This window comes from Streptosporangium sp. NPDC000396 (assembly GCF_042898655.1).
GTDB lineage: Bacteria > Actinomycetota > Actinomycetes > Streptosporangiales > Streptosporangiaceae > Streptosporangium.
The window spans coordinates 262,076-286,278 of sequence record NZ_JBIAZA010000006.1 but is presented as its reverse complement, the minus strand read 5'-3'; the positions used below and the strand labels follow the sequence as shown (position 1 = coordinate 286,278).

Annotated in this window: 28 protein-coding genes; 11 read left to right on the top strand and 17 right to left on the bottom strand. The window is 69.0% G+C overall.

From position 1 onward, the window contains the following. Nucleotides 1-40 precede the first annotated feature (40 nt). Together ACFY2X_RS12500 and ACFY2X_RS12495 are read left to right on the top strand one after the other, a co-directional pair. Nucleotides 41-610 (top strand): biotin transporter BioY, encoded by a 570-nt coding sequence (locus ACFY2X_RS12500; protein ID WP_389936576.1) that lies wholly within the window; start codon nucleotides 41-43, stop codon nucleotides 608-610. Between the two features lie 61 nt (nucleotides 611-671). Continuing rightward, nucleotides 672-1,037 (top strand): hypothetical protein, encoded by a 366-nt coding sequence (locus tag ACFY2X_RS12495; RefSeq protein WP_389936573.1) that lies wholly within the window; start codon nucleotides 672-674, stop codon nucleotides 1,035-1,037. Here ACFY2X_RS12495 and ACFY2X_RS12490 read toward each other — a convergent pair. Further along, nucleotides 1,012-1,959, bottom strand: a complete 948-nt coding sequence (locus ACFY2X_RS12490; RefSeq protein ID WP_389936570.1) for a DMT family transporter — start codon at nucleotides 1,957-1,959, stop codon at nucleotides 1,012-1,014. The genes ACFY2X_RS12495 and ACFY2X_RS12490 overlap by 26 nt on opposite strands. 132 nt (nucleotides 1,960-2,091) lie before the next feature. Between ACFY2X_RS12490 and ACFY2X_RS12485 the strand changes: the two genes are divergently transcribed. Both ACFY2X_RS12485 and ACFY2X_RS12480 read left to right on the top strand, forming a co-directional pair. After that, nucleotides 2,092-3,333 (top strand): magnesium transporter MgtE N-terminal domain-containing protein, encoded by a 1,242-nt coding sequence (locus ACFY2X_RS12485; RefSeq protein WP_389936567.1) that lies wholly within the window; start codon nucleotides 2,092-2,094, stop codon nucleotides 3,331-3,333. Next, on the top strand, nucleotides 3,326-3,826 hold the full coding sequence (locus tag ACFY2X_RS12480) for a DUF1003 domain-containing protein (protein ID WP_389936564.1): 501 nt from the start codon (nucleotides 3,326-3,328) through the stop codon (nucleotides 3,824-3,826). The genes ACFY2X_RS12485 and ACFY2X_RS12480 overlap by 8 nt, the downstream gene beginning before the upstream one ends. Here the strand turns inward: ACFY2X_RS12480 and ACFY2X_RS12475 are convergent. Next, a complete protein-coding gene (locus ACFY2X_RS12475; RefSeq protein ID WP_389936849.1) occupies nucleotides 3,823-4,344 on the bottom strand; it encodes a MarR family winged helix-turn-helix transcriptional regulator in 522 nt (173 codons plus the stop codon). The two genes, ACFY2X_RS12480 and ACFY2X_RS12475, sit on opposite strands and share 4 nt — an antisense overlap. Before the next feature lie 277 nt (nucleotides 4,345-4,621). Between ACFY2X_RS12475 and ACFY2X_RS12470 the strand changes: the two genes are divergently transcribed. Beyond that, nucleotides 4,622-5,764, top strand: coding sequence for an Mrp/NBP35 family ATP-binding protein (locus tag ACFY2X_RS12470; protein ID WP_389936561.1), 1,143 nt, complete (start codon nucleotides 4,622-4,624; stop codon nucleotides 5,762-5,764). A gap of 350 nt (nucleotides 5,765-6,114) precedes the next feature. On the opposite strand, the gene ACFY2X_RS12465 is transcribed toward ACFY2X_RS12470, so the two are convergent. The 3 genes from ACFY2X_RS12465 to ACFY2X_RS12455 form a co-directional block, all read right to left on the bottom strand. Beyond that, nucleotides 6,115-7,119, bottom strand: coding sequence for an NAD(P)-dependent alcohol dehydrogenase (locus ACFY2X_RS12465; protein ID WP_389936558.1), 1,005 nt, complete (start codon nucleotides 7,117-7,119; stop codon nucleotides 6,115-6,117). A 318-nt stretch (nucleotides 7,120-7,437) separates the two neighbouring features. Further along, nucleotides 7,438-7,833 (bottom strand): nuclear transport factor 2 family protein, encoded by a 396-nt coding sequence (locus tag ACFY2X_RS12460; protein ID WP_389936555.1) that lies wholly within the window; start codon nucleotides 7,831-7,833, stop codon nucleotides 7,438-7,440. Between the two features lie 123 nt (nucleotides 7,834-7,956). After that, on the bottom strand, nucleotides 7,957-8,595 hold the full coding sequence (locus ACFY2X_RS12455) for an NAD(P)-dependent oxidoreductase (protein WP_389936552.1): 639 nt from the start codon (nucleotides 8,593-8,595) through the stop codon (nucleotides 7,957-7,959). 766 nt (nucleotides 8,596-9,361) lie between these two features. Here ACFY2X_RS12455 and ACFY2X_RS12450 point away from each other — a divergent pair. Further along, complete coding sequence (locus ACFY2X_RS12450) at nucleotides 9,362-9,886, top strand: MarR family winged helix-turn-helix transcriptional regulator (RefSeq protein WP_389936550.1); 525 nt, start codon at nucleotides 9,362-9,364, stop codon at nucleotides 9,884-9,886. Nucleotides 9,887-9,981: 95 nt separating this feature from the next. Here ACFY2X_RS12450 and ACFY2X_RS12445 read toward each other — a convergent pair whose 3' ends face one another. From ACFY2X_RS12445 to sigE, 4 genes are all read right to left on the bottom strand, one after another. Then, nucleotides 9,982-10,353 carry a sec-independent translocase gene (locus tag ACFY2X_RS12445; protein ID WP_389936546.1) on the bottom strand — a complete coding sequence of 124 codons (372 nt, stop codon included), beginning with the start codon at nucleotides 10,351-10,353 and terminating at the stop codon, nucleotides 9,982-9,984. Nucleotides 10,354-10,462: 109 nt separating this feature from the next. Further along, nucleotides 10,463-12,025: a trypsin-like peptidase domain-containing protein gene (locus ACFY2X_RS12440; RefSeq protein ID WP_389936544.1), complete on the bottom strand. Its 1,563-nt coding sequence runs from the start codon at nucleotides 12,023-12,025 to the stop codon at nucleotides 10,463-10,465. A gap of 618 nt (nucleotides 12,026-12,643) precedes the next feature. Next, a complete protein-coding gene (locus ACFY2X_RS12435; RefSeq protein WP_389936541.1) occupies nucleotides 12,644-13,174 on the bottom strand; it encodes an anti-sigma factor family protein in 531 nt (176 codons plus the stop codon). Nucleotides 13,175-13,226: 52 nt separating this feature from the next. Then, complete coding sequence (gene sigE, locus ACFY2X_RS12430; protein ID WP_389936538.1) at nucleotides 13,227-13,859, bottom strand: RNA polymerase sigma factor SigE; 633 nt, start codon at nucleotides 13,857-13,859, stop codon at nucleotides 13,227-13,229. A 171-nt stretch (nucleotides 13,860-14,030) separates the two neighbouring features. On the opposite strand from sigE, the gene ACFY2X_RS12425 reads away from it, so the two are divergent. Then, nucleotides 14,031-14,681, top strand: coding sequence for an O-methyltransferase (locus tag ACFY2X_RS12425; RefSeq protein ID WP_389936535.1), 651 nt, complete (start codon nucleotides 14,031-14,033; stop codon nucleotides 14,679-14,681). Here the strand turns inward: ACFY2X_RS12425 and ACFY2X_RS12420 are convergent. Next, nucleotides 14,671-16,152: a leucyl aminopeptidase gene (locus ACFY2X_RS12420; RefSeq protein ID WP_389936532.1), complete on the bottom strand. Its 1,482-nt coding sequence runs from the start codon at nucleotides 16,150-16,152 to the stop codon at nucleotides 14,671-14,673. The genes ACFY2X_RS12425 and ACFY2X_RS12420 overlap by 11 nt on opposite strands. A 174-nt stretch (nucleotides 16,153-16,326) precedes the next feature. Further along, entirely contained in the window at nucleotides 16,327-16,494 is a 168-nt protein-coding gene (locus tag ACFY2X_RS12415) for a DUF3117 domain-containing protein (RefSeq protein WP_326825585.1), read from the bottom strand. Nucleotides 16,495-16,683: 189 nt separating this feature from the next. Between ACFY2X_RS12415 and ACFY2X_RS12410 the strand changes: the two genes are divergently transcribed. Continuing rightward, complete coding sequence (locus tag ACFY2X_RS12410; protein ID WP_389936528.1) at nucleotides 16,684-17,466, top strand: PaaX family transcriptional regulator C-terminal domain-containing protein; 783 nt, start codon at nucleotides 16,684-16,686, stop codon at nucleotides 17,464-17,466. Between the two features lie 12 nt (nucleotides 17,467-17,478). Further along, nucleotides 17,479-18,261 carry an enoyl-CoA hydratase-related protein gene (locus tag ACFY2X_RS12405; protein ID WP_389936525.1) on the top strand — a complete coding sequence of 261 codons (783 nt, stop codon included), beginning with the start codon at nucleotides 17,479-17,481 and terminating at the stop codon, nucleotides 18,259-18,261. A 78-nt stretch (nucleotides 18,262-18,339) separates the two neighbouring features. Here ACFY2X_RS12405 and ACFY2X_RS12400 read toward each other — a convergent pair whose 3' ends face one another. Together ACFY2X_RS12400 and ACFY2X_RS12395 are read right to left on the bottom strand one after the other, a co-directional pair. Continuing rightward, nucleotides 18,340-18,897 (bottom strand): DNA-3-methyladenine glycosylase I, encoded by a 558-nt coding sequence (locus ACFY2X_RS12400; protein ID WP_389936522.1) that lies wholly within the window; start codon nucleotides 18,895-18,897, stop codon nucleotides 18,340-18,342. Continuing rightward, nucleotides 18,894-19,586, bottom strand: a complete 693-nt coding sequence (locus tag ACFY2X_RS12395; RefSeq protein WP_389936519.1) for a hypothetical protein — start codon at nucleotides 19,584-19,586, stop codon at nucleotides 18,894-18,896. Before ACFY2X_RS12395 ends, ACFY2X_RS12400 begins: the two co-directional genes overlap by 4 nt. A 41-nt stretch (nucleotides 19,587-19,627) precedes the next feature. Here ACFY2X_RS12395 and ACFY2X_RS12390 point away from each other — a divergent pair, with 41 nt between their 5' ends. Then, nucleotides 19,628-19,927, top strand: a complete 300-nt coding sequence (locus tag ACFY2X_RS12390) for a hypothetical protein (protein WP_389936516.1) — start codon at nucleotides 19,628-19,630, stop codon at nucleotides 19,925-19,927. Here the strand turns inward: ACFY2X_RS12390 and ACFY2X_RS12385 are convergent. The 3 genes from ACFY2X_RS12385 to dapE form a co-directional block, all read right to left on the bottom strand. Further along, entirely contained in the window at nucleotides 19,904-20,491 is a 588-nt protein-coding gene (locus tag ACFY2X_RS12385) for a TIGR00730 family Rossman fold protein (protein ID WP_389936513.1), read from the bottom strand. The two genes, ACFY2X_RS12390 and ACFY2X_RS12385, sit on opposite strands and share 24 nt — an antisense overlap. A 9-nt stretch (nucleotides 20,492-20,500) precedes the next feature. Continuing rightward, the gene (locus ACFY2X_RS12380) at nucleotides 20,501-21,295 is read right to left on the bottom strand and encodes a TIGR00730 family Rossman fold protein (RefSeq protein WP_389936510.1); all 795 of its coding nucleotides are present in this window, start codon (nucleotides 21,293-21,295) and stop codon (nucleotides 20,501-20,503) included. A 188-nt stretch (nucleotides 21,296-21,483) separates the two neighbouring features. Further along, on the bottom strand, nucleotides 21,484-22,545 hold the full coding sequence (gene dapE / locus ACFY2X_RS12375) for a succinyl-diaminopimelate desuccinylase (protein ID WP_389936507.1): 1,062 nt from the start codon (nucleotides 22,543-22,545) through the stop codon (nucleotides 21,484-21,486). Between the two features lie 41 nt (nucleotides 22,546-22,586). Here dapE and ACFY2X_RS12370 point away from each other — a divergent pair, with 41 nt between their 5' ends. Next, nucleotides 22,587-23,306 (top strand): MerR family transcriptional regulator, encoded by a 720-nt coding sequence (locus ACFY2X_RS12370; protein WP_389936504.1) that lies wholly within the window; start codon nucleotides 22,587-22,589, stop codon nucleotides 23,304-23,306. On the opposite strand, the gene ACFY2X_RS12365 is transcribed toward ACFY2X_RS12370, so the two are convergent. Continuing rightward, complete coding sequence (locus ACFY2X_RS12365) at nucleotides 23,296-24,126, bottom strand: 2,3,4,5-tetrahydropyridine-2,6-dicarboxylate N-succinyltransferase (protein ID WP_389936846.1); 831 nt, start codon at nucleotides 24,124-24,126, stop codon at nucleotides 23,296-23,298. The two genes, ACFY2X_RS12370 and ACFY2X_RS12365, sit on opposite strands and share 11 nt — an antisense overlap. Nucleotides 24,127-24,203: the final 77 nt, after the last annotated feature.

Genomic DNA, 24,203 nt, shown 5'->3' with positions numbered 1-24,203 from the left:
AATAATCTGAATCAGACATCCGCAAAGGGAGATATGCACGATGGCAAACGCCTCCTCGGTGGCCCGGCCCGCCGTACTGTCCGACCTCATCCCCGGGTCTCGCGTCCGCGACACCGCGCTCGTGGTCGGCGGCGCGATCCTGACCGGTTTGGCCGCGCAGCTCACCTTCCCCATGTGGCCGGTCCCGGTCACGGGCCAGACTTTCGCGGTCCTGCTGGTCGGTGCGACCCTCGGCATGAACCGCGCGGTGCTGAGCATGATGCTCTACACGCTTGCCGGTGTGGCGGGCGTGCCGTGGTTCGCCGGCGGCTCCTCGGGCTTCGGCGGTCCCACCTTCGGCTACGTCATCGGTTTCATCGCCGCCGCCGCCGTCGTGGGCAAACTCGCCGAGCGTGGCGGTGACCGCACCGTCCTGCGCACGGTCGGCACGATGGCCTTCGGCAATCTGATCATCTACGCGTTCGGCCTGCCGGTCCTCATCGCCGTCACCGGCCTGGGCCTGGGTGACGCGTTCGTCGTGGGCATGGCCAAGTTCCTGGCCGGCGACGCGCTCAAGATCGCGGTTGCGGCCGGACTGCTCCCGGCGGCGTGGAAGCTCGCCCGCCGCTGAGCCGTCAATCGTGTACGGCCTGCGCATCCGCTTCGGGATGCGCAGGCCGTACATTCGTTTTATGGGTGTGATCGAAGAGGGCGCCAAGAAGTCGGGCGTCCTGTGGCTCTCACTGGACCGGCCTCGGCTGGCCTGGCACACGTGGCACGACAACGCGATCTACGTGGTCACCGGCGGCGGCGAGCAGCCGCTGCCCGGCCTGACCGAGTCCGACGAGGTCCGGGTGACGCTGCGGAGCAAGGACAACGGCGGGCGGCTGATCGCCTTCGACGCCTCCGTCGAGGTGGTGGACCAGGCCCGGGAGACCGAGGCGGTGGCCGCGCTCGCCAAGGAGCGACTCAACGCCGTCGACAGCGTGGGTCTGCTGGACCGCTGGGCCGCCCACTCGCAGGTGGTACGGCTCACACCACGCGAACCGGCTCCCTGACCTCCGGCGGCACTGCCACCGGCAGATCCGCCGTGGCCCGCTGGGCCAGGTAGGCGCCGGTCAGGACGGTGAGACCGCCGATGATCTGGAAGGGCCCGAGGGCCTCGCCCACCAGGATCCAGGCGATCACCGCTCCGGCGATGACCTCCAGCGAGGCGACCGTGGAGCCGATCGCGGCCGACAAGCGGCGGACCGCGTTGACGCCGAGGATGTAGGCGGCGACCGTGGCGATCACGATCATCCAGATCACGGCCACCAGCACCGGCAGGGCGTAGCCGCCTTCGGGCGCCACGGTCCGGGTGAACGCCGCCCACGGGATGTCCCACGGCCGGGAGATCGGGGTGAGCACCACGGCCGCGCCCAGCAGGCCCCAGGCGATCAGGCCGAGCGGGTCGACGTCATCGCCGAAGCCGTCGCTGAGCAGGAAGTATCCGGCGCAGCACGCCGACGCGGCCAGGGCGAGCAGCAGGCCCACCGAGTCCAGGGCGAGACCCGACCAGACCTCGACCACGATGCCGAGCCCGATGACCGCGACCACGGCGCCGATGAAGGCCTCGCGCGGCAGCCGTACCCGGCGCACGAAACGCACCCAGAGCACGACCAGCACCGGCGAGGTGTACTCGATCAGCAGGGTGACACCCACCGGCAACCGGGTGATCGCCGCGAAGTACAGCGCCTGCACCCCGGCCACCGCGATCACCGCGTAGGCCAGGAAGAACGACAGCCGCGAGCGCGGGATGCGCAGGGCCTGGGGCCTGACGAACGCCAGGACCGCGACGAGCAGCAGCCCGGCTCCCGCCATCCGCACCCAGACGGCTTCCAGCGGAGCCAGCCCGGCGGCGGCGAGGTATTTGGCCATCGGTCCGGAGAAGGCGAAACACCAAGACGACGCGAACGCGATCAGAAGGCCGGCACGCCTCATAAGCCACCATCCATGTAACTACCGTTTAAGCCTTTTGATCCTGTCATGACAGGATAAGGGGCAGCAAGAGGACGTCCGAAATGTGAGCGTGCCTTGAACCGGCACACGCGACATGCGGCCTACGCTGCAAATGTGAAGATCTTCATCGCGCGGCTCGCCGGTACTCCGGTCTTCGACCCGGCCGGCGACCAGATCGGGCGGGTGCGGGACGTGGTGGTCGCCATGGCCGGCAGCGCGCCACCCCGCGTGCACGGGCTGGTCGTCGAGGTCCAGCCCCGGCGCCGGGTCTTCCTGCCGATCACCCGGGTGCGGGGCATCGAAGCCGGATCGGTCGTCTTCAGCGGCCAGATCAACATGCGCCGGTTCGAACAGCGGGCGACGGAATCCCTGGTCATCGGCGAGATGCTCGACCTTCAGGTGGAGGTCGAGGGCGATCGGGTGACGGTCCTCGACCTGGCCATGGAGGAGACCAGACACGCCGAATGGGTGGTCACCAAGGTGGCGGTGGTCACGGGCGGCTCGGGCATAGGACTGCGGCGGCGCGGCCCGACCAAGATCGTGGACTGGGGCGAGGTCAGCGGCTTCAACGTGATCCAGAAGGATCAGGGCGCGGCCAACCTGCTGTTCGCCTTCGAGACCATGCGCGCGGCCGACCTGGCCAGCGCCCTGCACGCGTTGCCGGACAAGCGACGGGTGGAGGTGGCCGCGGCCCTGGACGACGTACGGCTCGCCGACGTGCTTGAGGAACTCCCCGAACGCGACCAGATCGGCATCATGAGCCGGCTCAGCCCGGATCGGGCGGCGGACGTGCTGGAGGAGATGAACCCCGACGACGCGGCCGACCTGCTGCAGGACCTTCCCCCGGAACAGGCCGAGGCGCTGATGGCGCTGATGGAGCCCGAGGAGGCCGCGCCGATCCGGCGGCTGCTGGTCTACCCCGAGAACACGGCGGGCGGCATGATGACGAGCGAACCCGTCGTCCTCCCCCCGAACGCCACGGTCGCCGAGGCGCTGGCCCACATCCGCCAGCGGGAGGTCACCCCGACGGTGGCCGCACAGGTCTACGTGGCCCGGCAGCCGATCGAGACACCCACCGGGCGCTATCTCGGCCTAGCCCATTTCCAGCGATTGCTGCGCGAACCCCCGTCGGTCCTGCTCGGCGCCATCATGGACACCTCCATCGACCCGATCAAACCCGAGTACACCCTGAACCAGGTGACCTCCTACCTGGCCACCTACAACCTCATGGCGGTCCCCGTGGTGGACGAGGTCGGCCGCCTCGTCGGCGCCGTCACCGTGGACGACGTGCTCGACCACCTGCTCCCCGACGACTGGCGCGAGCAGGACCCCGGATCGGGGAACGGACATGGCTGAGCGGCTCGACCTGCCGAGGGAGCGGGGGCCGCGACTGCGACCGCACTACGACCCTGAGGCCTTCGGACGGCTGTCGGAGCAGATCGCCCGGTTCCTCGGCACCGCCAGGTTCCTCGTCTACATGACCGGCTTCGTGACGGTCTGGGTCCTGTGGAACGCCTTCGGCCCGGTGAACTGGCGCTTCGACCCCTACCCGTTCATCTTCCTCACGCTGATGCTCTCCCTCCAGGCCTCCTACGCCGCACCGCTGATCCTGCTCGCGCAGAACCGGCAGGCCGACCGGGATCGGATCCAGGGCGAGCTGGACCGCAGGGCGGCCGAGCGGAACCAGTCCGAAGTCGAGTATCTGACCCGGGAGATCGCGGGCCTGCGCATCGCGCTCGGCGAGGTGGCCACCCGCGACTACATCCGCTCGGAACTCCAGCACCTCCAGGAAGAGCTTCAGGAGCCGCCCTACACGCAGGCCGGTCCTCATCCCAGGGAAGCTCTCTAGGCCCCGGCCGGCGGCCGGGTCTCCACCGGTCCGCGCCAGTCTTGATCGAGGGCTTGATCAGGGGCCTGGTCAGGGAAAAGCTTGTTCAGCATGGCCGCGCACTGGCGTAGTTCACCGGCGTCGAGCACGTCCAGGAACTGGGCGCGGACGCCGCGCAGGAAGGTCGGTGTGGCCTCGGCCAGCCGTACGGCGCCGTCGCCGGTGAGAACCGCGTACAGCCCCCGTGCGTCGCTCGGGCAGGCCTCGCGCTCGACCAGGCCGTCGCGCTGAAGGCGGTCGATGAGCCGGGTCAGGCCGCTGCGCGACAGCAGCACCCGGTCGGCCAGGTCGTTCATCCGCAACCGCCGGTCGGGCGACTCCGACAACTGCATGAGCACGTCGTACGAGGCCAGGGGCAGGTCGTGCTGAACCAGCAGGTCCGCCTCCAGAGCCCGGGTGATGCGCACCTGGGCCCGCTGCAACATACGCCAGACCGCCAGCTCCTCAGAGCTGATGGCCTCTCTTGACTCGCCTGCCATCAGGGTCACGGAGTAACCTTAGAACGTTGCACGCGCATCTACACAGCGAATTGTCCGAATCTGACTTTCGCAGCCGGATCCCGGAATTCCTCGTGGTGTCCATGGGTTCATACCATGGGCCCGCGGCTTCTCCGTTCCCTCCCGGGAGCGGCTCCTCGCTAAGCCATATGGGCGTCGCGACGGACAGCCCTGCCCGTAGAACGCCTGGACACCATAGACAAGGAGGGACGGCATCTCCCCCGTCGCCTCAGGGTGACGGCCTGTTGCCGACACTTCGATGGCACCTACAACGGAACTGGTGATGGCCGCTCTCGCGACCGTCAACGACCCTGAGATCCGCCGGCCGATCACCGAGCTCGACATGGTCAAGAGCGTCGACATCTCCCCTGAAGGGGTGGTGCGCGTCGGCATCTTCCTCACGGTGTCGGGCTGTCCCCTGAAGGACACCATCACCCGTGACGTCACCGGTGCGGTCTCCAGGGTCGACGGGGTGACCGGCGTCCAGGTGGAGATGGACGTCATGAGCACCGAGCAGCGCAAGGCGCTCCAGACCAAGCTGCGCGGCAACAGGGGCCCCGAGAAGGAGATCCCCTTCGCCAAGCCGGGCTCGCTGACCCGCGTCTTCGCCGTCGCGTCCGGCAAGGGCGGTGTCGGCAAGTCCTCCGTCACCGTGAACCTCGCCGCCTCGATGGCCGCCAACGGCCTCAAGGTCGGCGTCGTGGACGCCGACATCTACGGCCACAGCGTCCCCCGCATGCTCGGCGTCTCCGAGCGTCCGACCAAGGTCGAGGACATGATCATGCCGCCGGTGGCGCATGACATCAAGGTCATCTCGGTCGGCATGTTCAAGCCGGAGGGCAACACTCCGGTCGTGTGGCGCGGCCCGATGCTGGACCGGGCGCTGCACCAGTTCCTCGCCGACGTCTACTGGGGTGACCTCGACGTCCTCCTGATGGACCTGCCCCCGGGCACCGGTGACATCGCGATCTCGGTGGCGCAGCGGATGCCGTCGGCCGAGCTTCTCGTGGTGACCACCCCGCAGCAGGCCGCCGCCGAGGTGGCCGAGCGCGCCGGGTCGATCGCCATCCAGACCCACCAGCAGATCGCCGGCGTCATCGAGAACATGGCCTGGCTGCCCTGCCCGCACTGTGACGAGCGGATCGCCGTCTTCGGCGAGGGCGGCGGCCAGACCGTGGCCGACGCGCTCACCCGCACCCTCGGCGCCCGCGTGCCGCTCCTCGGCCAGGTGCCGATCGACATGCGGCTGCGTGAGGGCGGCGACGAGGGCAAGCCGCTGGTGCTCACCGACCCCGACGCCCCGGCCGCGGCCGAGTTGCACCGCATCGCCGCCGGTTTGAGCAAGAAGTCGAGCAGCCTCAAGGGTCTCCAGCTCGGCATCTCCCCTACCCGGGGCCGCTAGGGTCTGTACGGACTTCGAATCCCCAGCGGGTCGGAGGCTTCGGATCCACAAGATGGCTCTGCGCCGACGAAGATCGGCGAGGACGCTTTCGGGAGTTTCGCCGAAGCGGAAGGCCGGCCCCGCGCCACTCCTTGACCCGGTTGACGCGGTGTTCGGCTGTGTTGCGCTGCTGGTGGAGATCTGGATCGTGGCTGACCGGGCGGCCGCCACGGGAGCGGCGTTTCTTGTGGTCGGCCGCCTGGTCGGTCGTCTTGGGGATGACGGCTTCGATCCGGCGTCGGCGCAGGTGGGCGCGGTTACCGTGAGAGGACTACCGACTGCCCACCAGCGCCCGGCCCGACACCGTGGTGTCACATGGTGATCACGATCTTGCCGAACGCCTGGCCCGAGGCGTAGTAGCGGTAGGCGTCGGGGGCCTGGTCGAAGGGGAAGACGCGGTCGATGACCGGGTGGATCCGGTGGGCCTCGATGAGCTGGTTCATGGCGAGGAACTGGGCGCGGCTGCCGACCGCGATGCCGCGAACCGTGGCTCCGGAGTTGAAGATCGCCCGGGGGTCGAGGAGCGGGGGGTCGGCGGAGACGAATCCGACGCTGGCGACGTGGCCGGCGATCGCGGCTGCTTTGAGTGATTGGCTCAGATCGCCGGCGATGTCGATGACGCGTTCGGCGCCCTGTCCCGAGGTCAGCTCGCGGACCTGGGCCGCCCAGTCGGGTGTGGTGCGGTAGTCGATGACCTCGTCGGCGCCGAGCTCGACCAGGCGGGCGGCTTTGGCCGGGCTGCTGGTGGTGGCGATGACCCGGGCGCCGAGCGCCTTGGCGAACTGAAGCGCGAACAGGGACACGCCTGCGCTGCCCTGGGTGACGACGGTCCGGCCGGACAACGGGCCGGAGCCGTCGCCGGTCAGGGCGTTCCAGGCGGTGACGGCGGCGCACGGGAGCGTCGCCGCCTCCTGGTAGGACAGGTGATCGGGGATCGGCACGAGCGCGCTTTCGTCGAGCAGCGCCAGTTCGGTGAGCATGCCGTCCAGTGAGCCGCCCAGCTGCGCCAGGTGCTGGACACCGAACGGGCCGTCTTGCCAGCTCGGGAACAGGGTGGCCGTGACCCTGTCGCCGATCTTCGCGGTGCGGATGCCAGGGCCGACCGCAACGATCTGGCCGGCCCCGTCGGAGACCGGCACCACGTCCGGTTTCACCGGGAGCACGTAGTCGCCACGCGCGATCATCAGCTCGCGGTAGCTCAGGGAGGCGGCGCGCACCGCGACGAGCACCTGTCCGGGACCGGGCCGGGGGTCGGGATGTTCTTTGATCGACAGGCCGGTGATCCCGGCCCCGCTGTTGAGGTGGTAGCTGCGCATGGGGGTTTCCCGTTCTTTTGCTTGTCGGTGGCCAGGAGGGACTTCGCCGGTCGGGGACGGCCAGGATGGGTCGGGATTGGCGGAGCGTCGTGTTCGCGTCCTGCTCCTGGTCTCGGTGAGCGGGGACACCACCCGTGAGGCCTTCCTTCCTTGAGGATTCGCGGAAGGAAGGCCTCGCGGGCGACCCGCTGGTGCGGAGGCGTCTCAGGCGGGGGCGTCGGTCAGGCGGCGCAGGGTGAACGGCTCGGCGAGAATCTCGTCTCGGTCACCTCCGCCCCAAGGGGCAGCACCCGCCCAGGGCGTGCGGTCGCCTGCTCCTCACGGGGTCTTGCTGTAGCCCAGGGCCTCGACGATGCGGCCGTCACGGATGTGCATGAGGTTGACGCCCGCCACGGAGGTGGATTCCGCATGGGCGTCGCCGAACACCTCGCTTACCTGGCCGTGCCGGAATGCGACGTGCCATTTGATGACCGCTCGGTCGCCGAACACGAACACCTCGTCGGGGGTGAATTCGGTGTTCGGGTCGGCGGCCAGCTCCTGCCAGAAGGCAAGGCAGGCGTCCTGGCCTTCGTACCGGGTGCCGTCGGGTGCGGGCTGGACGGTCACCATCACGCAGTCCTCGTCGACCAGGCCGGTGAGCAGCGAGGGGTCGTGCTTGGTGAACGCGTCGTTGAACTGAGAGATGACCTGCGCGGTCGTCGTGTCATCAGACATGGGATGTCTCCTTAGAGATGGGTTGGTCAGTGTCAGGTGGGTCGAATGGTCCACACCGCCAGGCCGGCCGCTCCTCGAAGCGCCCGGCCTGGCGCCTGAGATGAGCACCTCCGGCCAGGGGTCTCAATATGCGACGGTGAACCTGGTCCGGTGGTGCTTGGGCCGCTCGGCCTCGTCCAGCAGCGCCACCGCGAGGTCCTCCATGGAGATCGTCGAGTTGCCTTCGGCGTCGGCCAGCAGTTCGTCGGCACCCACCCGGTAGGTGCCCGTACGCTCTCCCGGCTCCAGCAGCGCGGCCGGACTCAGATAGGCCCAGTCCACCCCGGCCTCGGTGCGGCAGGCCTCAAGCTGGTCGTTGCACGCCAGCGCGATGGCCCGCCAGGCGGGGGGAAAGTCCGGGGTGTCGATCACGGTGACACCGTCGGTCCCGGGCACGGTCAGGCTGCCGGCACCGCCGACGACCAGCAACCGAACACCGGTCCGGGCGAGGCCGACCAGCAGTGCCCTGGTGGCCGCGACGAGCTCGCGCTCGCTGCCGTGCGCCGGGCGGGTAGCACTGATCACAATGTCCTGGCCGGCACTCAGCTCGGCCACGTCCTCGACGTTCGCGGCGTCGCCGACGCGGGCCTCGGCGGCGGGGGGCAGTTCGTGGAAACGGGCCGGATCACGCACGACGGCGGTGACTTCATGGCCGCGGGACAGCGCCTCGGCCACCACCCGGCTTCCCACGTTTCCGGCTGCTCCGAACACTGTGACGCGCATGGTTCTCAACTCCTTTCAGGTTCTTTCAGTCAGTCGGCCCCACCTCGGGTCACCGAGACCGGTCTGAGGACGTGTGTGAGGGCACGGCTGTGGCGCCGGCGGCGAAGGGCCGGCCACGGTCACAGACTCCGGGGCACGTTCTGAGGCGTGCCGGAAGCCCGCGGATCTCGACGGAAAGCGGCGGACGATCCGGGGAAAGAGGCCCGACGGTCACCTGCGGTCACCTGCGGTCACCTGCGGATCGCGCCGTACGTCACCGGAGCCAGTGCGGCAATGCTCATGAGCCCTCGGTCCATGTCGGCGCGCAGCGAAGCTGACCGTGACCGACGTCGGCGAGCTGGGCGTTGACAACTAAGGGGTGGCGAGCCGAGCGGCTTCTCGCTCAACCAACCTGTCATGTTCCTGGCAGAGCCAGCGCATCACCGGATCCTTGAGCAGACACGGCTCGCCAAGTCGACAGCCGCTCTTGCCGCCCGACTCGCCGTTGATCGTCTCAAGAACGTGTTCAACACGACAAGATCACTGACCACTTGCCACCTTCACGGCAACAAGTGTGAGCAAATGCCAGCTTCAACGAGCAACGACAGTCCACACAGGTTTCCCAACGCCGCTCCCGCCGGCGTTCCCACGGCGTTCCCGTCGACGGCGGGAACGCCGGTCTCGCGGCCGGGATCCTCACAACAACTCCTTAACGTTGAATTTTTCAACGTTGAAATAGTACAGCTCTGCTAGTTTTGAGTCAAACACTTCAACGTTGAGGAGTTCTGTGAGGGACAACGTCGATCGGCTGCTGGAGCAGTGGAAGGCCGAGCGGCCGGACATCGATCCCACGCCGATGGGCGTGGTGGGCCGCATCTCGCGAGCCTCCCGGTTGCTGGAGCGCAAGCTGCGCGACCACTTCGCCTCCCACGACCTGCAGCCGGGAGAGTTCGACATATTGGCCACTCTCCGCCGGAGCGGGCACCCTTACCGGCTGACAGCAGGTGGGCTCGTCGAAGCCTCCATGGTCACCTCCGGAGCCATCACCAACCGGATCGACCGGCTGGCGGCCAAAGACCTGGTGACCCGTGAGACCGATCCGGAAAACCGGCGCAGCGTGCTGATCACCCTCACCGATCGTGGCCGCCGGCTCGTGGACGACCTCGTGGTCGACCACGTCGACCACGAAACACGGCTGTTGACGGCACTCAGTCCAAGCGAGCAGGAGCACCTCGCGGAACTGCTGCGCAAACTACTCGCGAGCCTCGGCGACGTGTCGCCGGAACAGACCTCCGTCCCGCCACATCCGTAGCCTCACGGTCTCCGCTCGCGATCCGCGAAGAGGTCCCCGGCGCTCAGGTCGCTTCTGAGTCGCCACCGACTCGCGCGACGGGATCTCGCCTGGGCTCAGGTCGCTTCTGAGTCGTACGGCGGGATCTCGCCGTATCCGAGTTCGCCGGCCGCCTCGGCCGCGTAGGAGTCGACGTAGGCGGGCGCGGTGGCCGTCGTGGTCGCCGGGGTGCCGTTCCAGTCGTCCTCAAGGTCGGCGGTGAGGTGCTTGCGGACGAAGTTCTTCGGGTTGAGGTCCGCCGGGTCGAAGTTGGCAAACTCGGGGCCCAGCCCGGACTGTAGGTCTGATTTCGCGTTGTTGGCCATCTGGCGCAGGTTGCGCAGCGTCCTGCCCGCCTGAGCGGCGGCCTGGGGCAGTTTCTCCGGCCCGAAGACCAACAGGGCGATGACCACGAGCGCCGCGATCTCAGGCCAGCCGAGTCCGAACACTGTGATCTCCTACCAAGGTGATGCTGGGGCAGCTCTCGGGGCATATGCCCCGAGAGCTTCCAGACTAATGCCCTCAAGCCCGAGCATGCGCCCCCACACGATCACTTGGTCAGGAATGCTCAGGCTTGGGCTGGGGAGACGCGGTTCCGACGGTCACGGTGGCTGTCTTCTCCTGACCACCACGCTGGAACTTGACGGTCACCTTCTCGCCGGGGGCCTTGTTCCGGATCAGCGCGATCAGTTCGGCGCCGTCCTGCAGCACTATGCCGTTGACCTCCAGGATGACGTCACCGGGCTTGAGACCCGCCTTGTCGGCGGGGCCGTTCGCTTCGATCGGCTGGGTGCCCCCCTTGGCCTCGGTCTCTATGCGGACCCCTGCGCCCTGGTAGGTCGAGTCGATGGTGATGCCGATCCGCGACTTCTTGGCGACACCGGTGGTGACCAGTTCTTCGGCGATCCGGCGTGCGTGGTTCACCGGGATCGCGAAGCCGAGGCCGATGCTGCCGCTCTGGCCGCCGAGCGACCTGCCGAGTGTGGCGATCGCCGAGTTGACGCCGATGACCTCGCCGTTGGCGTTGACCAGTGGACCGCCGGAGTTGCCGGGGTTGATGGCGGCGTCGGTCTGGATGGCGCTGAACCAGGTGGTGTCGGAGCTGTTCTCCTCCCCCGCCTGGACCGGACGGTTGAGCGAGCTGACGATGCCGGAGGTGACGGTGCCGCTCAGGCCGAGCGGGGAGCCGATGGCCACGACCGGATCGCCCACGACCACGTTGTCGGAGTTGCCGAGGGCGATCTGCGGGGCTCCGAAGGTGTCTTCGGGCTTGACCACGGCGAGGTCGGACTCGGGGTCACGGCCGACGATCCGGGCCGGGGTGGTCTTGCGGTTGCTGAACTGGATCTGGATCTCGCCGCCCTGCGCTGCCCCGGCGACCACGTGGTTGTTGGTGACCACATAGCCTCCCTTGATCAGGAAGCCGGAGCCGGTGCTCGCGCTGCTGCCGCCGTTGACGACCAGTGAGACCACGCTGGGCAGGACCCTGGAGGCCACTCCCGCGATCGAGTCCGGAGGCCGGGCGTTGGAGCCGCTCGGCGCCGTCCCCAGCCGGAAGGAGGGGTCGGTGCCCGAGGTCGGCGGGCGGGTGAGCAGGTAGGTGCCGACGCTTCCCAGCGTCGAGGCCAGCAGCGCGATCATCAACGCGAGGATGACCAGCGTGCTGGTGCGCGGACCGCGCCGGGCGGGAACCGCGGCGCCCCCGGGAACTCCGGGGGGCGGTGCCCAGCCCGCGCCCATGCCGAACGCCTGGGAGGGCGGAGGCGGCGGACCGAGCGGGGTGGTGAAGACCGCCGTGTCCTGCCGGGGCCTGCCCGACGGGTCGCCCCAGCCGCTCTCGCCCGCGTAGGCGCTCTGGCCGGGCTGCCCGCCCCTGTCGCCGTAGGGCTGCTCGCCGTGGCCCTGCTGTCCGCCCTGGTCCCATCGAACCTGACCCGGCGGCTCGCCGAGCTGGCTCCAGCCGTCGTCGCGAGGCCGCTCACCATGGAAGGACGCCGCCTCGTCCGCAGGTAGGAAGTCCGGACGGGAGGACTCCGGCGCTGGGCTTCTGTCGTCGGCGAAGTCCGACGGCGTACGCCCCTCGGCATTACGCGCCTCGTGGGTACGGGTCTCGTCGGTCATCGAATATTCACCACTCCTTGCCTCGCATGAGGCCGCTCAGCGGGGCCATCCGGCAATCTTCCCCCGAACAACATACGAGAGTTGTAAAGCCTGAGGCGCCTGAAGGCCTGACCCGGGGCAGTAGTAGAGGGTTCGTGCCTCGGCCTGGCCGCGTCTCCAGGTTGCGCGTGGGCCCGTGGGAGCGCGACGGCGGCGTCGGCCCATGTCGGCCAGAGCACCCGAGAAGACGGCACAGACATGACCCCCACTCGCCCAGATCGCCTCCTGCTCGACCGAGTCCCGCATCCCGATCGTATGCCCGTTCCGTTGTTACGCATGCCAGCCATGGAGCTGTTTCTCACCAAGCACACCAAAATGGTTAAAAACGGACGTAACTAGCAGCCCATCTGAACATCTCAGGCACAAGTATCCAGGAGAGGCGCCGTACACGGCGAACAGTCCGAGGGACTGGACAAGGCGGCCGGGAACCCCGTTCCCCGGCGGGCAGGGCGAGCGCCTCCCGCCCGAAACGGCCCCGCTTCCGGCGTCGCCCGGCGAAACGAACAGTTCACACGGGACTGCCCGCCACCGATCCCAGCGGCATGACGGCGGCGAGGACGACGGTGACGGGCAGCGGGGTCACGGAGTGGGCGAGAGGGACGGGGTCACCGGCCCCTGGTAGGGCACGGTGTTCTTGTGCTGGTTGGCGAACATGTCGACCGGCGGCACGCCACGCTGGTTGACATCGGACCCGCCCACGACGAACAGCGTGCCGAGCGCCACGGCCGCAGATGCGACGCCCACCGCGACGTAGCCCATCCTTCTCCCCCGGCGGGGGCCTCCGGCACGGCCACGGGGCCGGTTGTCCGGCGGTGCGACGCTGTGCATGCTCGGGATCGGCGCCCCGCCGAAGGTCCGCGAGTTCGGGAAAGGCCGCTCGCGCGGCGGCACCGGGTCACCGGGCTCGGCCATCCGCAGCAGCGACATGGTCAGGTCAGCGGGTACGGCGGGGCCGTCCAGGGAGCGCAGCCGGCTCTTCAGCGCCCTCATGGCCTCGACCTCGCCCCGGCAGTCGGAGCAGAAGGCCAGATGCGACAGGGCACGGTCACGCTCGTGGTGGTTCAGCTCACCGTCGACCAGTGCGGAAACGCGTTCTCCAAGATGACTCATGCCCACTCCTTGCCACGTGGCTCGTCGTGACATTCGTCATGACTGCGGTTTCTCATGCGAATTCCTCCCCACGAGTGATGGTCGGGGGGAGCTGGTCACCACGCGGCGCGCGATGCTCCAGCGCGTCGCGCAACTGCGCCCGGCCGCGATGGATGCGGCTGCGAACCGTGCCGAGTTTCACGCCCAGCGTGGCGGCGATCTCCTCGTAGGACAGCCCCTCGATGTCACATAGAACAACGGCCGCGCGGAACTCCGGTGCGAGTGCGTCGAGTGCCGCCTGGATGTCAGGCTCCAGGTGGGTGTCGTCGTATACCTGGGCGGGGGACGGCTCACGCCCGCGCAGCCGTTCGGCGGCGTCGTCGGCGAGCCCCTCGAACCTGATGCGCTGCTTGCGCCGTGCCATGTCGAGGAACAGGTTGGTGGTGATGCGGTGCAGCCAACCCTCGAAAGTGCCCGGCGTGTAGTTCGACAGGGACCTGAAGACCCGGACGAAGACCTCCTGGGTCAGATCCTCGGCGTCGTGCACGTTACCGGTCAGCCGGTAGGCCAGACGGTAGACACGCGCCGAATGAGTTCGGACCACCTCCTCCCATGTGGGAGGTGTCCAGTCAGACACGGGAGCATCTGTCTGGTGGTCGGACTCCTCCACCAGCACTCCTCTCCTCGGGACCACCGCTATCGCCATAGTGCCTGGTTTCGTCCCTTCGTGCGTACTCGGTACCTTCAGGACCGGCAAAGGCCGCTTAAACCGTGCAACGCACCGGGCGTTACATGAGTTCCCGATCGGGCCTGCCTCCCTTAGGCTGCGACCCAGTGCCTATATGACGGTGTACGGAGAAAGCGGGAGGAGAGGCCGATGGCAGGGACGCCGACAAGTCCGTTGGAGGCCACTCTGGCCTATGCCGAGGAGTTCCACACGGAGGACGAGATTCTGCGCATCGCGCGGCAGCGCGGCGCGGAGGTCGGGGCCCCCCCGATCCTGCCCGGCGGCGGCGCCGCTCTCTGCTTCCTCGCCACAGCCATCAACGCCCGTGCCGTCGTGGAGATCGGCACCGGCTGCGGTGTGTCCGGCCTGTGGCTGCTCCGTGGCATGCGCCAGGACGGCACGCTCACCAGCGTGGACGTGGAGCCGGAGCACCAGCGCCTGGCCCGGCAGAGCTTCGCCCAGGCAGGCTTCTCGGGCGGCCGGATCCGGCTGATCACCGGTCGCGCCCTGGACGTCCTGCCCCGCCTGTCCGACGGCGGTTACGACCTGGTCTTCTGCGACGGAGCCAAGCAGGAGTACGCCGACTACCTGGCCGAGTCCGTCCGCCTGCTCCGCCCCGGTGGCATCGTCGTCTTCGACAGCGCCCTGTGGCACAACAGGGTCGCCGACCCGGCCCACCGCGACCCGGACACCGTCGCCGTTCGGGAACTGGGCAAGCTGGTCCGTTCCGACGAACGGCTCCGCCCGCTGATGGTGCCCCTCGGCGACGGCATCCTGGCCGCCATCAAACTCACCGACTAGACAGCCACTCCAGCAGCAGGCGCACGCCGTAACCGGTGGCGCCCTTGCTGAAGACGCCCTCGTCCACGCCGCTGCGGCCGACTCCGGCGATGTCCAGGTGCGCCCACGGCCGCTTGCCGGTGAACTCCCGCAGGAACAGCGCGGCGGTGATGGAGCCCGCACCGTAGGTCGATCCGGCCTCGATGTTGGACAGATCCGCCACGCTGGAGTCGAGAGCCGGAACGTAGTCCTCGATCAGCGGCATCCGCCAGAGCCGCTCGCCGGTGGTCTCACCGGCCACAGTGAGCTCGGCCGCCAGGTCGTCGTCAGAGGCGAAGACCGCGCCGAGGTCCTTGCCCAGGGCGATGCTGATCGCCCCGGTCAGCGTGGCGATGTCCACCATGGCGTCCGGGTCCAGCTCGGCGTCGGCGTAGGCCAGTGCGTCGGCCAGCACCAGGCGCCCCTCGGCGTCGGTGTTGAGAACCTCGACGGTCCGCCCGCCGTACTGCGTGATGATGTCGGAGGGGCGCTGGGCCGTACCGGAGAAGGAGTTCTCCGCGGCGGCGACCAGACCGGTGACCCGCACCCGCGCGCCGAGGGAGGCCAGCGCGCCCAGGACCGCGATGACGACCGCGCCGCCGGCCATGTCGGTCTTCATGAACTTCATGCTCTCGGTCGGCTTGATCGACAGGCCGCCGGTGTCGTAGGTGATGCCCTTGCCCACCAGGACCACGTGCTCGGTCGCGCCCTCGGGCTCGTAGGAGAGCTGGATCAGCCGGGGCGGGCTCACCGAGCCCTGGCCGACGGCCAGGAGGCCGCCGAACCCCTCGGAGCGGAGCCCCGCCTCATCCCACACCTTCGCGGTGACGCCCTGCGCGGCGGCATGCTCGACGGCGCGCTCGGCGAGCCAGGCGGGGTTCTTCACCGAGGAGGGCATGTTGGTCAGGTCCCTGGCCAGCGCCACGGCCCCGGCGATCACCTCACCCTTGGCGACCTCGGCCTCGACTCCCTCTCCGACGAACTCGACCGTCGCCACCGGCTTGGACTTCTCCTCGCCGATCCGGAAGGTGTAGGTGGCCAGCAGCGCACCCTCCACGAACGCGGCCACCGGCCCCTCGGGGAGCACGATCCTGATCGCGTCCCGGCCCTTGCCCCGCCGGGCCACCGCGGCGCCGGCCTTGCGCAGGGCGGTGGCCGAACCGTCACCGACGCCGTAGAGCAACACCCTGCCGACGGTGTCGCCGTTCGCGACGGGAACCTCGACGATCTCACCGGCCTCGCCCTTGGCCTGGTAGTGGGCCAGCAGGGCGTCTGTGGGCACCGGTAGCTCGATCTGAGGCGCGCGGTCCGCCGCGAAGGGAACCGCGAGCAGCTCGGCTCCGGCCGGGTGCTCCGCGGCTTTCCCGTTCTCGCCGGCCCGCGTGGGCGTCGCGGCGGACGGGACCTGCTCGCGGGACGTGTGAGGCAGTAGCACATAGGAAGAGATGGGCATGCGAACTCCAGTCATCAGCCGGGAAACACCACGGCCCTGGCGCGAGCCGCTCTGGAAGCGGTCCGGCGGCCAGGGCCGTGTTCATCGAGTCACGGTTGCGCGGGCCATAGCAGGTGCCATACTCGTGAAGCGAGATCAGACAGGCCCGGCTTCACCGCTGGGTCTAGATCGGGATCAGCCGACGACCTTCTTCAATTCCTCGCCGAGGGCGGTGGCCTCATCCGCCGAGAGTTCGACGACGAGTCGCCCGCCACCCTCAAGGGGGACCCGCATGACGATGCCCCTACCTTCCTTGACGACCTCCAGCGGACCATCACCGGTCCTCGGCTTCATAGCCGCCATGCGTGTATCCCTTCCTGCTTCGGGCTCCGGATCTCCGACTGACCCGAGGGTGGCCGACGCATTCACGTCTTCTGTGATGTCCTATTATCCCGTCTCCGCGCTTGGAATGGGAACGATCAGCCTCAGCATCGACTCATCGGGCAATCAAGACCGTTGTCCGAGACCCTTCAGACGACCAAACTTGTCTTCGTGAACGCCCGTGCCGCTCTGTTCGACCTGTATGGGGACCACCTGCGGTCCCGGGGCGGCCGCGCGTCCGTGGCGGCCCTCGTCCGCCTGCTCGCCCCCCTGGACATCGCCGCTCCCGCCGTCCGCACCGCCGTCTCGCGGATGGTACGGCAGGGCTGGCTGACCCCGGCCAGGCTGCCCCGGGGACCGGGTTACGAGGCCACCCCCAAGTGCGTGCGCCGCCTCGATGAGGCGGCTCTGAGAATTTACCGAGTTGGGACGATCTCCTGGACCGGCCGGTGGCACATGATCGTGGTCGAGCCGGTCCGCGAACGGGCTCGCCGGGAGCGGCTCAAGGCCGACCTGTCCTTTCTCGGATACGCCCCGCTTTCCGAGACGACCTGGATCGGCCCCCGCCCCTCCCCCGAGCTCGACCTGATCCTCAGCGGAGAGGGCATCCACGCCGACCGGTTCGACGCGGTGCTCGACGGCGACCCCAGGGAGCTGGTCGCCAGGCTCTGGGACCTGCGCGGCATCGGATCGGCGTACGAGGAGTGGCTGGCCCAGGCGATGGACCTGGTCGGGCGGCTTCCCGAGAACGCCGCCGACGACCAGGTGTTCGCCACCCGCAGCAGGCTGCTGCACGGCTGGCGCAACTTCCTGTTCCGTGATCCCGGGCTCCCCGCCGAACTCCTGCCGCCGGGCTGGCCGGGGGAGAAGGCCAGGGCCTACTTCGAGCAGGAGGCCGCCCACCTGCTCCCCGCCGCCGCCGCGTTCGTCGACCGTCACCTCACCGAACCGTAAGGAGCCTGTCCGTTGAACGACGTTCTCTACTCCGTCGACGACGCCGTCGCCACCATCACCCTGGACCGGCCGGAGGCGATGAACTCGCTGACCGTGCAGGCCAAGGCCGACCTGCTCGAAGCGCTGACCAAGGCCTCGCAGGCCTATGCCGTACGCGCGGTGCTGCTGACAGGATCGGGCCGGGCGTTCTGCGCGGGCCAGGACCTGAACGAGCACGTCACCAACCTGGAGGCGGGCCGAGGTCTGAACGACACGGTGCGCACGCACTACAACCCGATCATCCGCACGATCACCGAGATGGGCAAACCGGTCATCGCAGCGGTGAACGGCGTCGCCGCGGGCGCGGGCGCCTCCCTGGCCTTCGCCTGCGACCTGCGGATCGCCTCCGACAAGGCCAAGTTCGCGATGGCCTTCGCGGGCATCGGCCTGGCCCCCGACTCCGGCGCGTCCTGGACCCTCCAGCGCCTGGTCGGCCGGGCCCGCGCGACCGAGCTCCTGCTGCTCGGCGAGCCGCTCGACGCGGCCCGCGCGCTGGAGCTGGGAGTCGTCTCCAAGGTCGTCCCGGCCGACGAGCTGATCCCCACGGCCCGCGCTCTGGCCGTACGGCTGGCACAGGGCCCGACGAGCGCCTACGGGGCGACCAAGCGCGCCCTGGAGTTCGCCGCGAACAGCTCCCTGCCCGAGGCTCTGGCCCTGGAGGCCGACCTCCAGGACGCCTGCGCCAAGACCGACGACCACCTCAACGCCACCCGGGCCTTCCTCAACAAGGAGCGGCCCACCTTCGAGGGTCGTTGAGCGGTCCTTCGCCGGGTCGGCCGAGGTCACGGCACCGCCGGGCCCCGGCCGACGGGCTGAGGGCCGGGCGGGAAGGGACTACCGGCAGTCCTCGCGCACCCAGCAGTCGGCCAGGTGGTCGTTGACCAGGCCGATGGCCTGCATCAGCGCGTAGGCGGTGGTGGGACCGACGAACCGGAAGCCGCGGGACTTGAGCTCCTTGGCGAGCGCCTTGGAGCCGGGGGTCTGGGCGGGGACGTCCGCCAGGGTCTTCGGAACGGGAGAGTCCGGATCGGCATGGCGCCAGACGAGGTCGGACAGGTCGACCTCGAGGGCGGCCCTGGCGTTGGCGACCGCGGCCTCGATCTTGGCCCGGTTGCGGACGATGCCCGGGTCACCCAGCAGGCGCTCCACGTCCGCCTGGTCGAACGCCGCGACGGCCGGGATCGAGAACCCCGCGAAGGCGGCCCGGAAGTTCTCACGCTTGCGCAGGATCGTGATCCAGGACAGACCGGATTGGAAAGCCTCCAGGGTGAGCCGCTCGAACACCCGGTCGTCGCCCTCGACCCTGCGGCCCCATTCTTCGTCGTGGTAGGCGATGTAGTCGGAGGCCGAGGTCACCCAGCCGCAGCGCACGGGCTGCTCGATCTCGGTCATCGTGCCTCCTTCACGTCCGGCACCGCCGTCCGGCCGCGCTCTCCGCCGCCGTCCAGGTCGCCCTCCGAATCTCCGTCCACGCCGCCGTCCAGATTGCCCTCCACGCCGCCCTCCACGCCGCCGTCCAGGTCTCTGGCCGGTTCACCGTCCAGCTCACCGGTCGCGTCGCCGTCAGGGTCGCCTTCCGCGTCGCCGTTCCGCCCGCTTTCCGCATCGCTGTCGCGACCGGTTTTCCCGTTGCCGTTGTGAACGGCCCGCCCGTCACCGTTCCGCCCGGCGAGGGACTCCGGCGGGATCTCGGACAGCTCGGCCGGCTCCGCGGGTCCTTCGGGCTCGTGCTCGGTGCGCGGGTCGCTCAACGGGGCGGCGTGGACCTCCTGACGTGCCTGGAGCCTGCTGGCGAGCAGCTCCGACACCCGCTGTTCGAGCACCGCGATCCTGGTGTCCCGCTCGCTCAGCGCGTTCGCGACGCGGCTCAACGTCTCGTCCACGCTCTGCGTGTGATACCCGACGAGGCTCACCGGGAGCTGCAGGGTCATGAAGTCGACGGCGCTGAGCCGACCGGCGTCAGGCAGGTCCAGCGGAGGGACGTCGGGAGCGAACTCACTCATTTCGCCACCCCGTCCCATGGCGACCACCACCACACCGGCGAGAATGGCTACGGCAGCGAGGGCGAGTACGACCAGCACATACGAATCGTGCCACAACTCCCCTGATCTAGGATCACACCATGACAGCTCTCGTGGTAATCGGGCCCGATGACCTTGGCGACCCGGGCTGGGCCGAAGCCCGCTCGATCGCCGAGATCACGGAGCTCGTCCGTGCCGGCCGTACGGTCGCCGTCACGCCCGCGGCGCTGGCCGGAGACGACCAGGAGGCCGCGGAGCTGGCCGCGGCCTCGATCTGCGCCTGGAACGGCGCCCGGGTCTTTCGCACCACCCGCCCCGATCAGGTACGGCTCGCCGTCGAGATGACCGAGTCCCTGGCCGGGCGGCGCCCACCGGCGCTAACCCGCCGAGGCCTCGCCTAGCTCCTCGGCGTGCGGCGCCAGGTGCGGGGCCGCCTTCTCCAGGTGCTGGAACGCCTCCTCGACCGTGGTGGTCCAGGAGATCGCGTCGAAGACGTTCGGCCGGGTGAAGCCCTCCGCGTGCATGTTCTCGACCAGGTCCCTCAAGGGCCTGTAGATGCCCCACGGGTCCAGGATCACCAGTGGCTTGTCGTGCATACCGAGCGTCCGCGTGGTCCAGATCTCGAACAGCTCCTCCAGCGTCCCGATGCCGCCGGGCAGCACCAGGAAAGCGTCGGAGCGGGCGTCCATGACGCCCTTGCGCTCACGCATGTCGGCGGTGACGATCAGCTCGTCGGAATCGACGTCGGCGATTTCGACGTCCACCATGGCCTGCGGAATGACTCCCACGGTGCGGCCTCCCCCCGCACGTGTCGCCCTGGCCACCGCCCCCATGCAGGAGACTTTGGCACCCCCGCTGACCAGCGTGTGTCCTCGCCTGGCCAGCTCGGTGCCGACATCCTCGGCCAGCGTCAGGTATTTCCGGTCGATCTTCTGGCTCGATGCCAGGAATACGCATATGAACACGCGTGCACCTTATTGGGCGTCGCCGACCGTGTTCATGGCCGCCCTGCGCTCTTCCTTGAGCCGGCTCGCCCGGTCGCGGTCGGCGTCGGCGATGATCCGCACGGCCTCGTCCACGTCGTCGGTGAGGTAGATGAGGTCCAGATCCGCTGGAGAGATCTTGCCCGTTCCCACGAGGGTGGACTTGATCCAGTCGAGCAGCCCTCCCCAGAACTCCGTCCCCATCAGCACCACGGGGAAGGAGGTGACCTTGCGCGTCTGGACCAGGGTCAGAGCCTCGAACAGCTCGTCCAGCGTGCCGAAGCCTCCCGGCAGCGCGACGAAGCCGCAGGAGTACTTCACGAACATGGTCTTGCGGACGAAGAAGTAGCGGAACTCGATGCCGAGGTCCACGTAGTCGTTCATGTGCTGCTCGAAGGGAAGCTCGATGCCCAGGCCGACGGAGATCCCTCCCGCCTCTCTGGCGCCCTTGTTGGCCGCCTCCATGCACCCGGGCCCGCCGCCGGTGATCACGGCGTAGCCCGCCATGGAGAGTTTCCGGCCGAGCTCGGCACCCATCTCGTACTCGGGCGCGCCTTCGGGGGTCCGCGCGGATCCGAAGACGGTGACCGCCTGGGGCAGTTCGGCGAGCTGGCCGAAGCCCTCGACGAACTCCGACTGGATGCGCATCACCCGCCACGGGTCCATGTGCAGCCAGTCGGCGGGTCCTCTGCGGTCGAGAAGCCGCTGGTCGTGGGTGGAGTCGGAAACGAGGTCGCCGCGGACCACGGCGCCCCCCTGACGGCGTTCCGGACGTGTCTTCTTCATGGCGAACACGCTAGCGCCGCCTCCAGAAAAATCTTGAAAAATCTCCATGAAAACACGGAACCGGATTTCGCGGGGGCCACGTCTAACTGCCGAGGGTGCTGCTCGGGACTGAAAGTGGCTTTCCCCGTCAAATGGCCGGCGAGGAAAGCCACTTTCATTTTTCCCAGGTTTCCCAGGTCAGGTGGCCGTCAGCCCAGCCAGTCGAGCATTCTGCGCTCGCAATCGGCGATCTTCTCAAGTGAGACGAACTCCCCGCGCTGATGCGCCAGATTCGGATCTCCAGGACCGTAGTTGACCGCGGGAACGCCAAGACCGGAAAACAGCGAGACGTCGGTCCAGCCGAGTTTGGCCCTCGGCGTGCCGCCGATGGCGTCCACGAAAGCCTGGGCCACCGGATGGGTCAGACCCGGCCGCGCGGCGGGAGCCCCGTCGGTGAACCGGACCTCGAAACCGTCGAACACCTCGCTCACGTGTGCCTGGGCGGCCTCCAGCGACAGGTCGGGGGCGAAGCGGTAGTTGACGGTCACCACGCACTCGTCGGGGATCACATTGCCCGCGACGCCACCGCCGATCGCCACCGCGTTCAGGCCCTCGTGGTACTCCAGCCCGTCCACGACCGGCAACCTGGCCTGGTAGGCGTTCAGGATTTCGAGCACCGGCTGGGCCGCGTGGATGGCGTTGACCCCCAGCCAGGACCTGGCGCTGTGCGCGCGCTTGCCACTGGTCGTGATCTGGGCTCGGAGCGTGCCCTGGCAACCGCCTTCGATCACACCGTCGGTGGGTTCCATGAGCACGGCGAAGTCTCCGGCGAGCCAGTCGGGGTGCTCGCGGCTGAGCCGGAGCAGACCGTTGCGCTCGGCCTCGATCTCCTCACAGTCGTAGAAGACATAGGTGACGTCCCGGCTAGGGGCCCGGAGCGCGGCGGCCAGCTTCAGCGCGACCGCGACACCGGCCTTCATGTCGGAGGTGCCGCAGCCGTACAGCAGGTCGCCCTCGACCCGGCTCGGCAGGTTGCCGGCGACCGGGACGGTGTCGATGTGCCCGGCGATCACCACCCGCTCGGCACGGCCCAGTTCGCTGCGGGCCACGATCGCCTCGCCGTCGCGATGCACGCTCAGATGCGGAAGGGGGCGCAGTGCCTCCTCGATCGCATCGGCAAGCACCTTTTCGTCACCGCTGACCGATTCGACGTTCACAATCCGCGCGGTGAGCGCCCCGACGTCCTGTGTTAGATCCAGACGCGTACTCATGCTCGCGACCCTATCCCCGACCATGGGTTTTACTGGAAGGCGTGTTGCGCATCGGCGAACTGGCCACACTGGCCGGCGTCACGACCAGGACCATCCGGCACTACCACCAGGTGGGGTTGCTCACCGAACCGCCGCGGACCACGACGGGCCACCGGCTGTACGGCATGGCGGACGTGGTCCGCCTCATCAGGATCCGGCGGCTGACGGCTCTGGGCATGAGCCTGCCCGACATCGGCCGGGTGCTCAGCCCCAGGCAGGACCTGCACAAGGCGCTGGCCGACCTGGACGCCGACCTGGCCAGGGAGGAAGAGGCGGTGCGCCGTCAGCGCGCCATGCTCGCCGAGCTCCGGCACACCGGCCGCGACCCGGCGCTGACGCCCGAGCTGAGCCAGATCGTCGCCGAACTGGAGCAGGTCTTCCCCGGCCACCCGCTGCTGGAGCGGGAGCGGGAAACGATCGCCCTGCTGGAGACGGTCGCGCCGGAGACTGCCAGGGCGCTGACCGACGTCTACCGGCTGTCGATGGGCGACGAGAAGCTTCAGCACCGGATGTGGGATCTCGGGCTCCGCTTCGAGGCGCTGCGACACGTCTCCCCCGGCGATCCGGAGGTCGCGGAGCTCGCCGCCGAGTTCGCCGACGCGCTGCGGCCCTTCCTCGGCTACACGCCGTCCGGTGACCGGGCGGGAGCCGTGCCCGGCACGGCGGTGCTCGACGATCTGTCGCCGGCTCAGCGCAGGGCCGTCGAGCTCATCACGCGTTGACTCCGTGCTCGCGGAGGATCTCGTTGAGCTCCGCCTTGTCGTGCCGCCGCCCCTCTTCCAGGCGCTTCAGCACCAGCACGCAGGGCAGCCCGAAGGTGCCGCCGGGAAACTCCTTGTTCCGGGTGCCGCCGACCGCCACGCACCAGTCGGGGATGCGGCCCCGGCTCAGCTCCTCGCCCGTCCGCACGTCGATGACCGGCATCGAGGCGGACAGGATCGTGCCCGCGCCGACCACGGCGCCCCGGCCCACCCGGGCCCCTTCGACGATCATCGCGCGGCTGCCGATCAGCGCGTCGTCCTCGACGACCACCGGAACCGCGTTCGGCGGTTCCAGGACGCCGCCGATGCCGGCTCCACCGGACAGGTGGACGTTCTTGCCGATCTGGGCGCATGAGCCGACCGTGGCCCACGTGTCCACCATGGTCCCGGCGTCCACGTAGGCGCCGATGTTGACGAAGGAGGGCATCAGCACGACGCCCGGCGCCAGGTAGGAGCCCCAGCGGGCGATCGCCCCCGGCACCACTCGGACGCCGTCCAGGGAGGTCTTCAGCGGGACGCGGTCGTGGTGGTGGAAATCACCCACCTGGGACCTGGCCATGCCGAGCACCCGGAAGGCCAGCAGGATGGCCCGTTTGGCCCGTTCGTCCACGACCACCTCGCCGGTGTCGCATACGGTGGCGACCCGGGCCTTGCCGGCGTCGAGCAGGTCGATGGCATGGACGACGACGCTCCGCGCCCTGGCGTCGTCCGGGCCCAGCTCGGCCCGGCGCTCCCACAGCTCATCGACGACCTGTGACAACGGGCTGGCATAGCTCTGGATCGTGACTCCTCCGCTCTTTGGACGAGGGCGGCTTCTCGCTGAGCCGCGTGGGCGTCGTAACGGACAGGCCCTGTCCG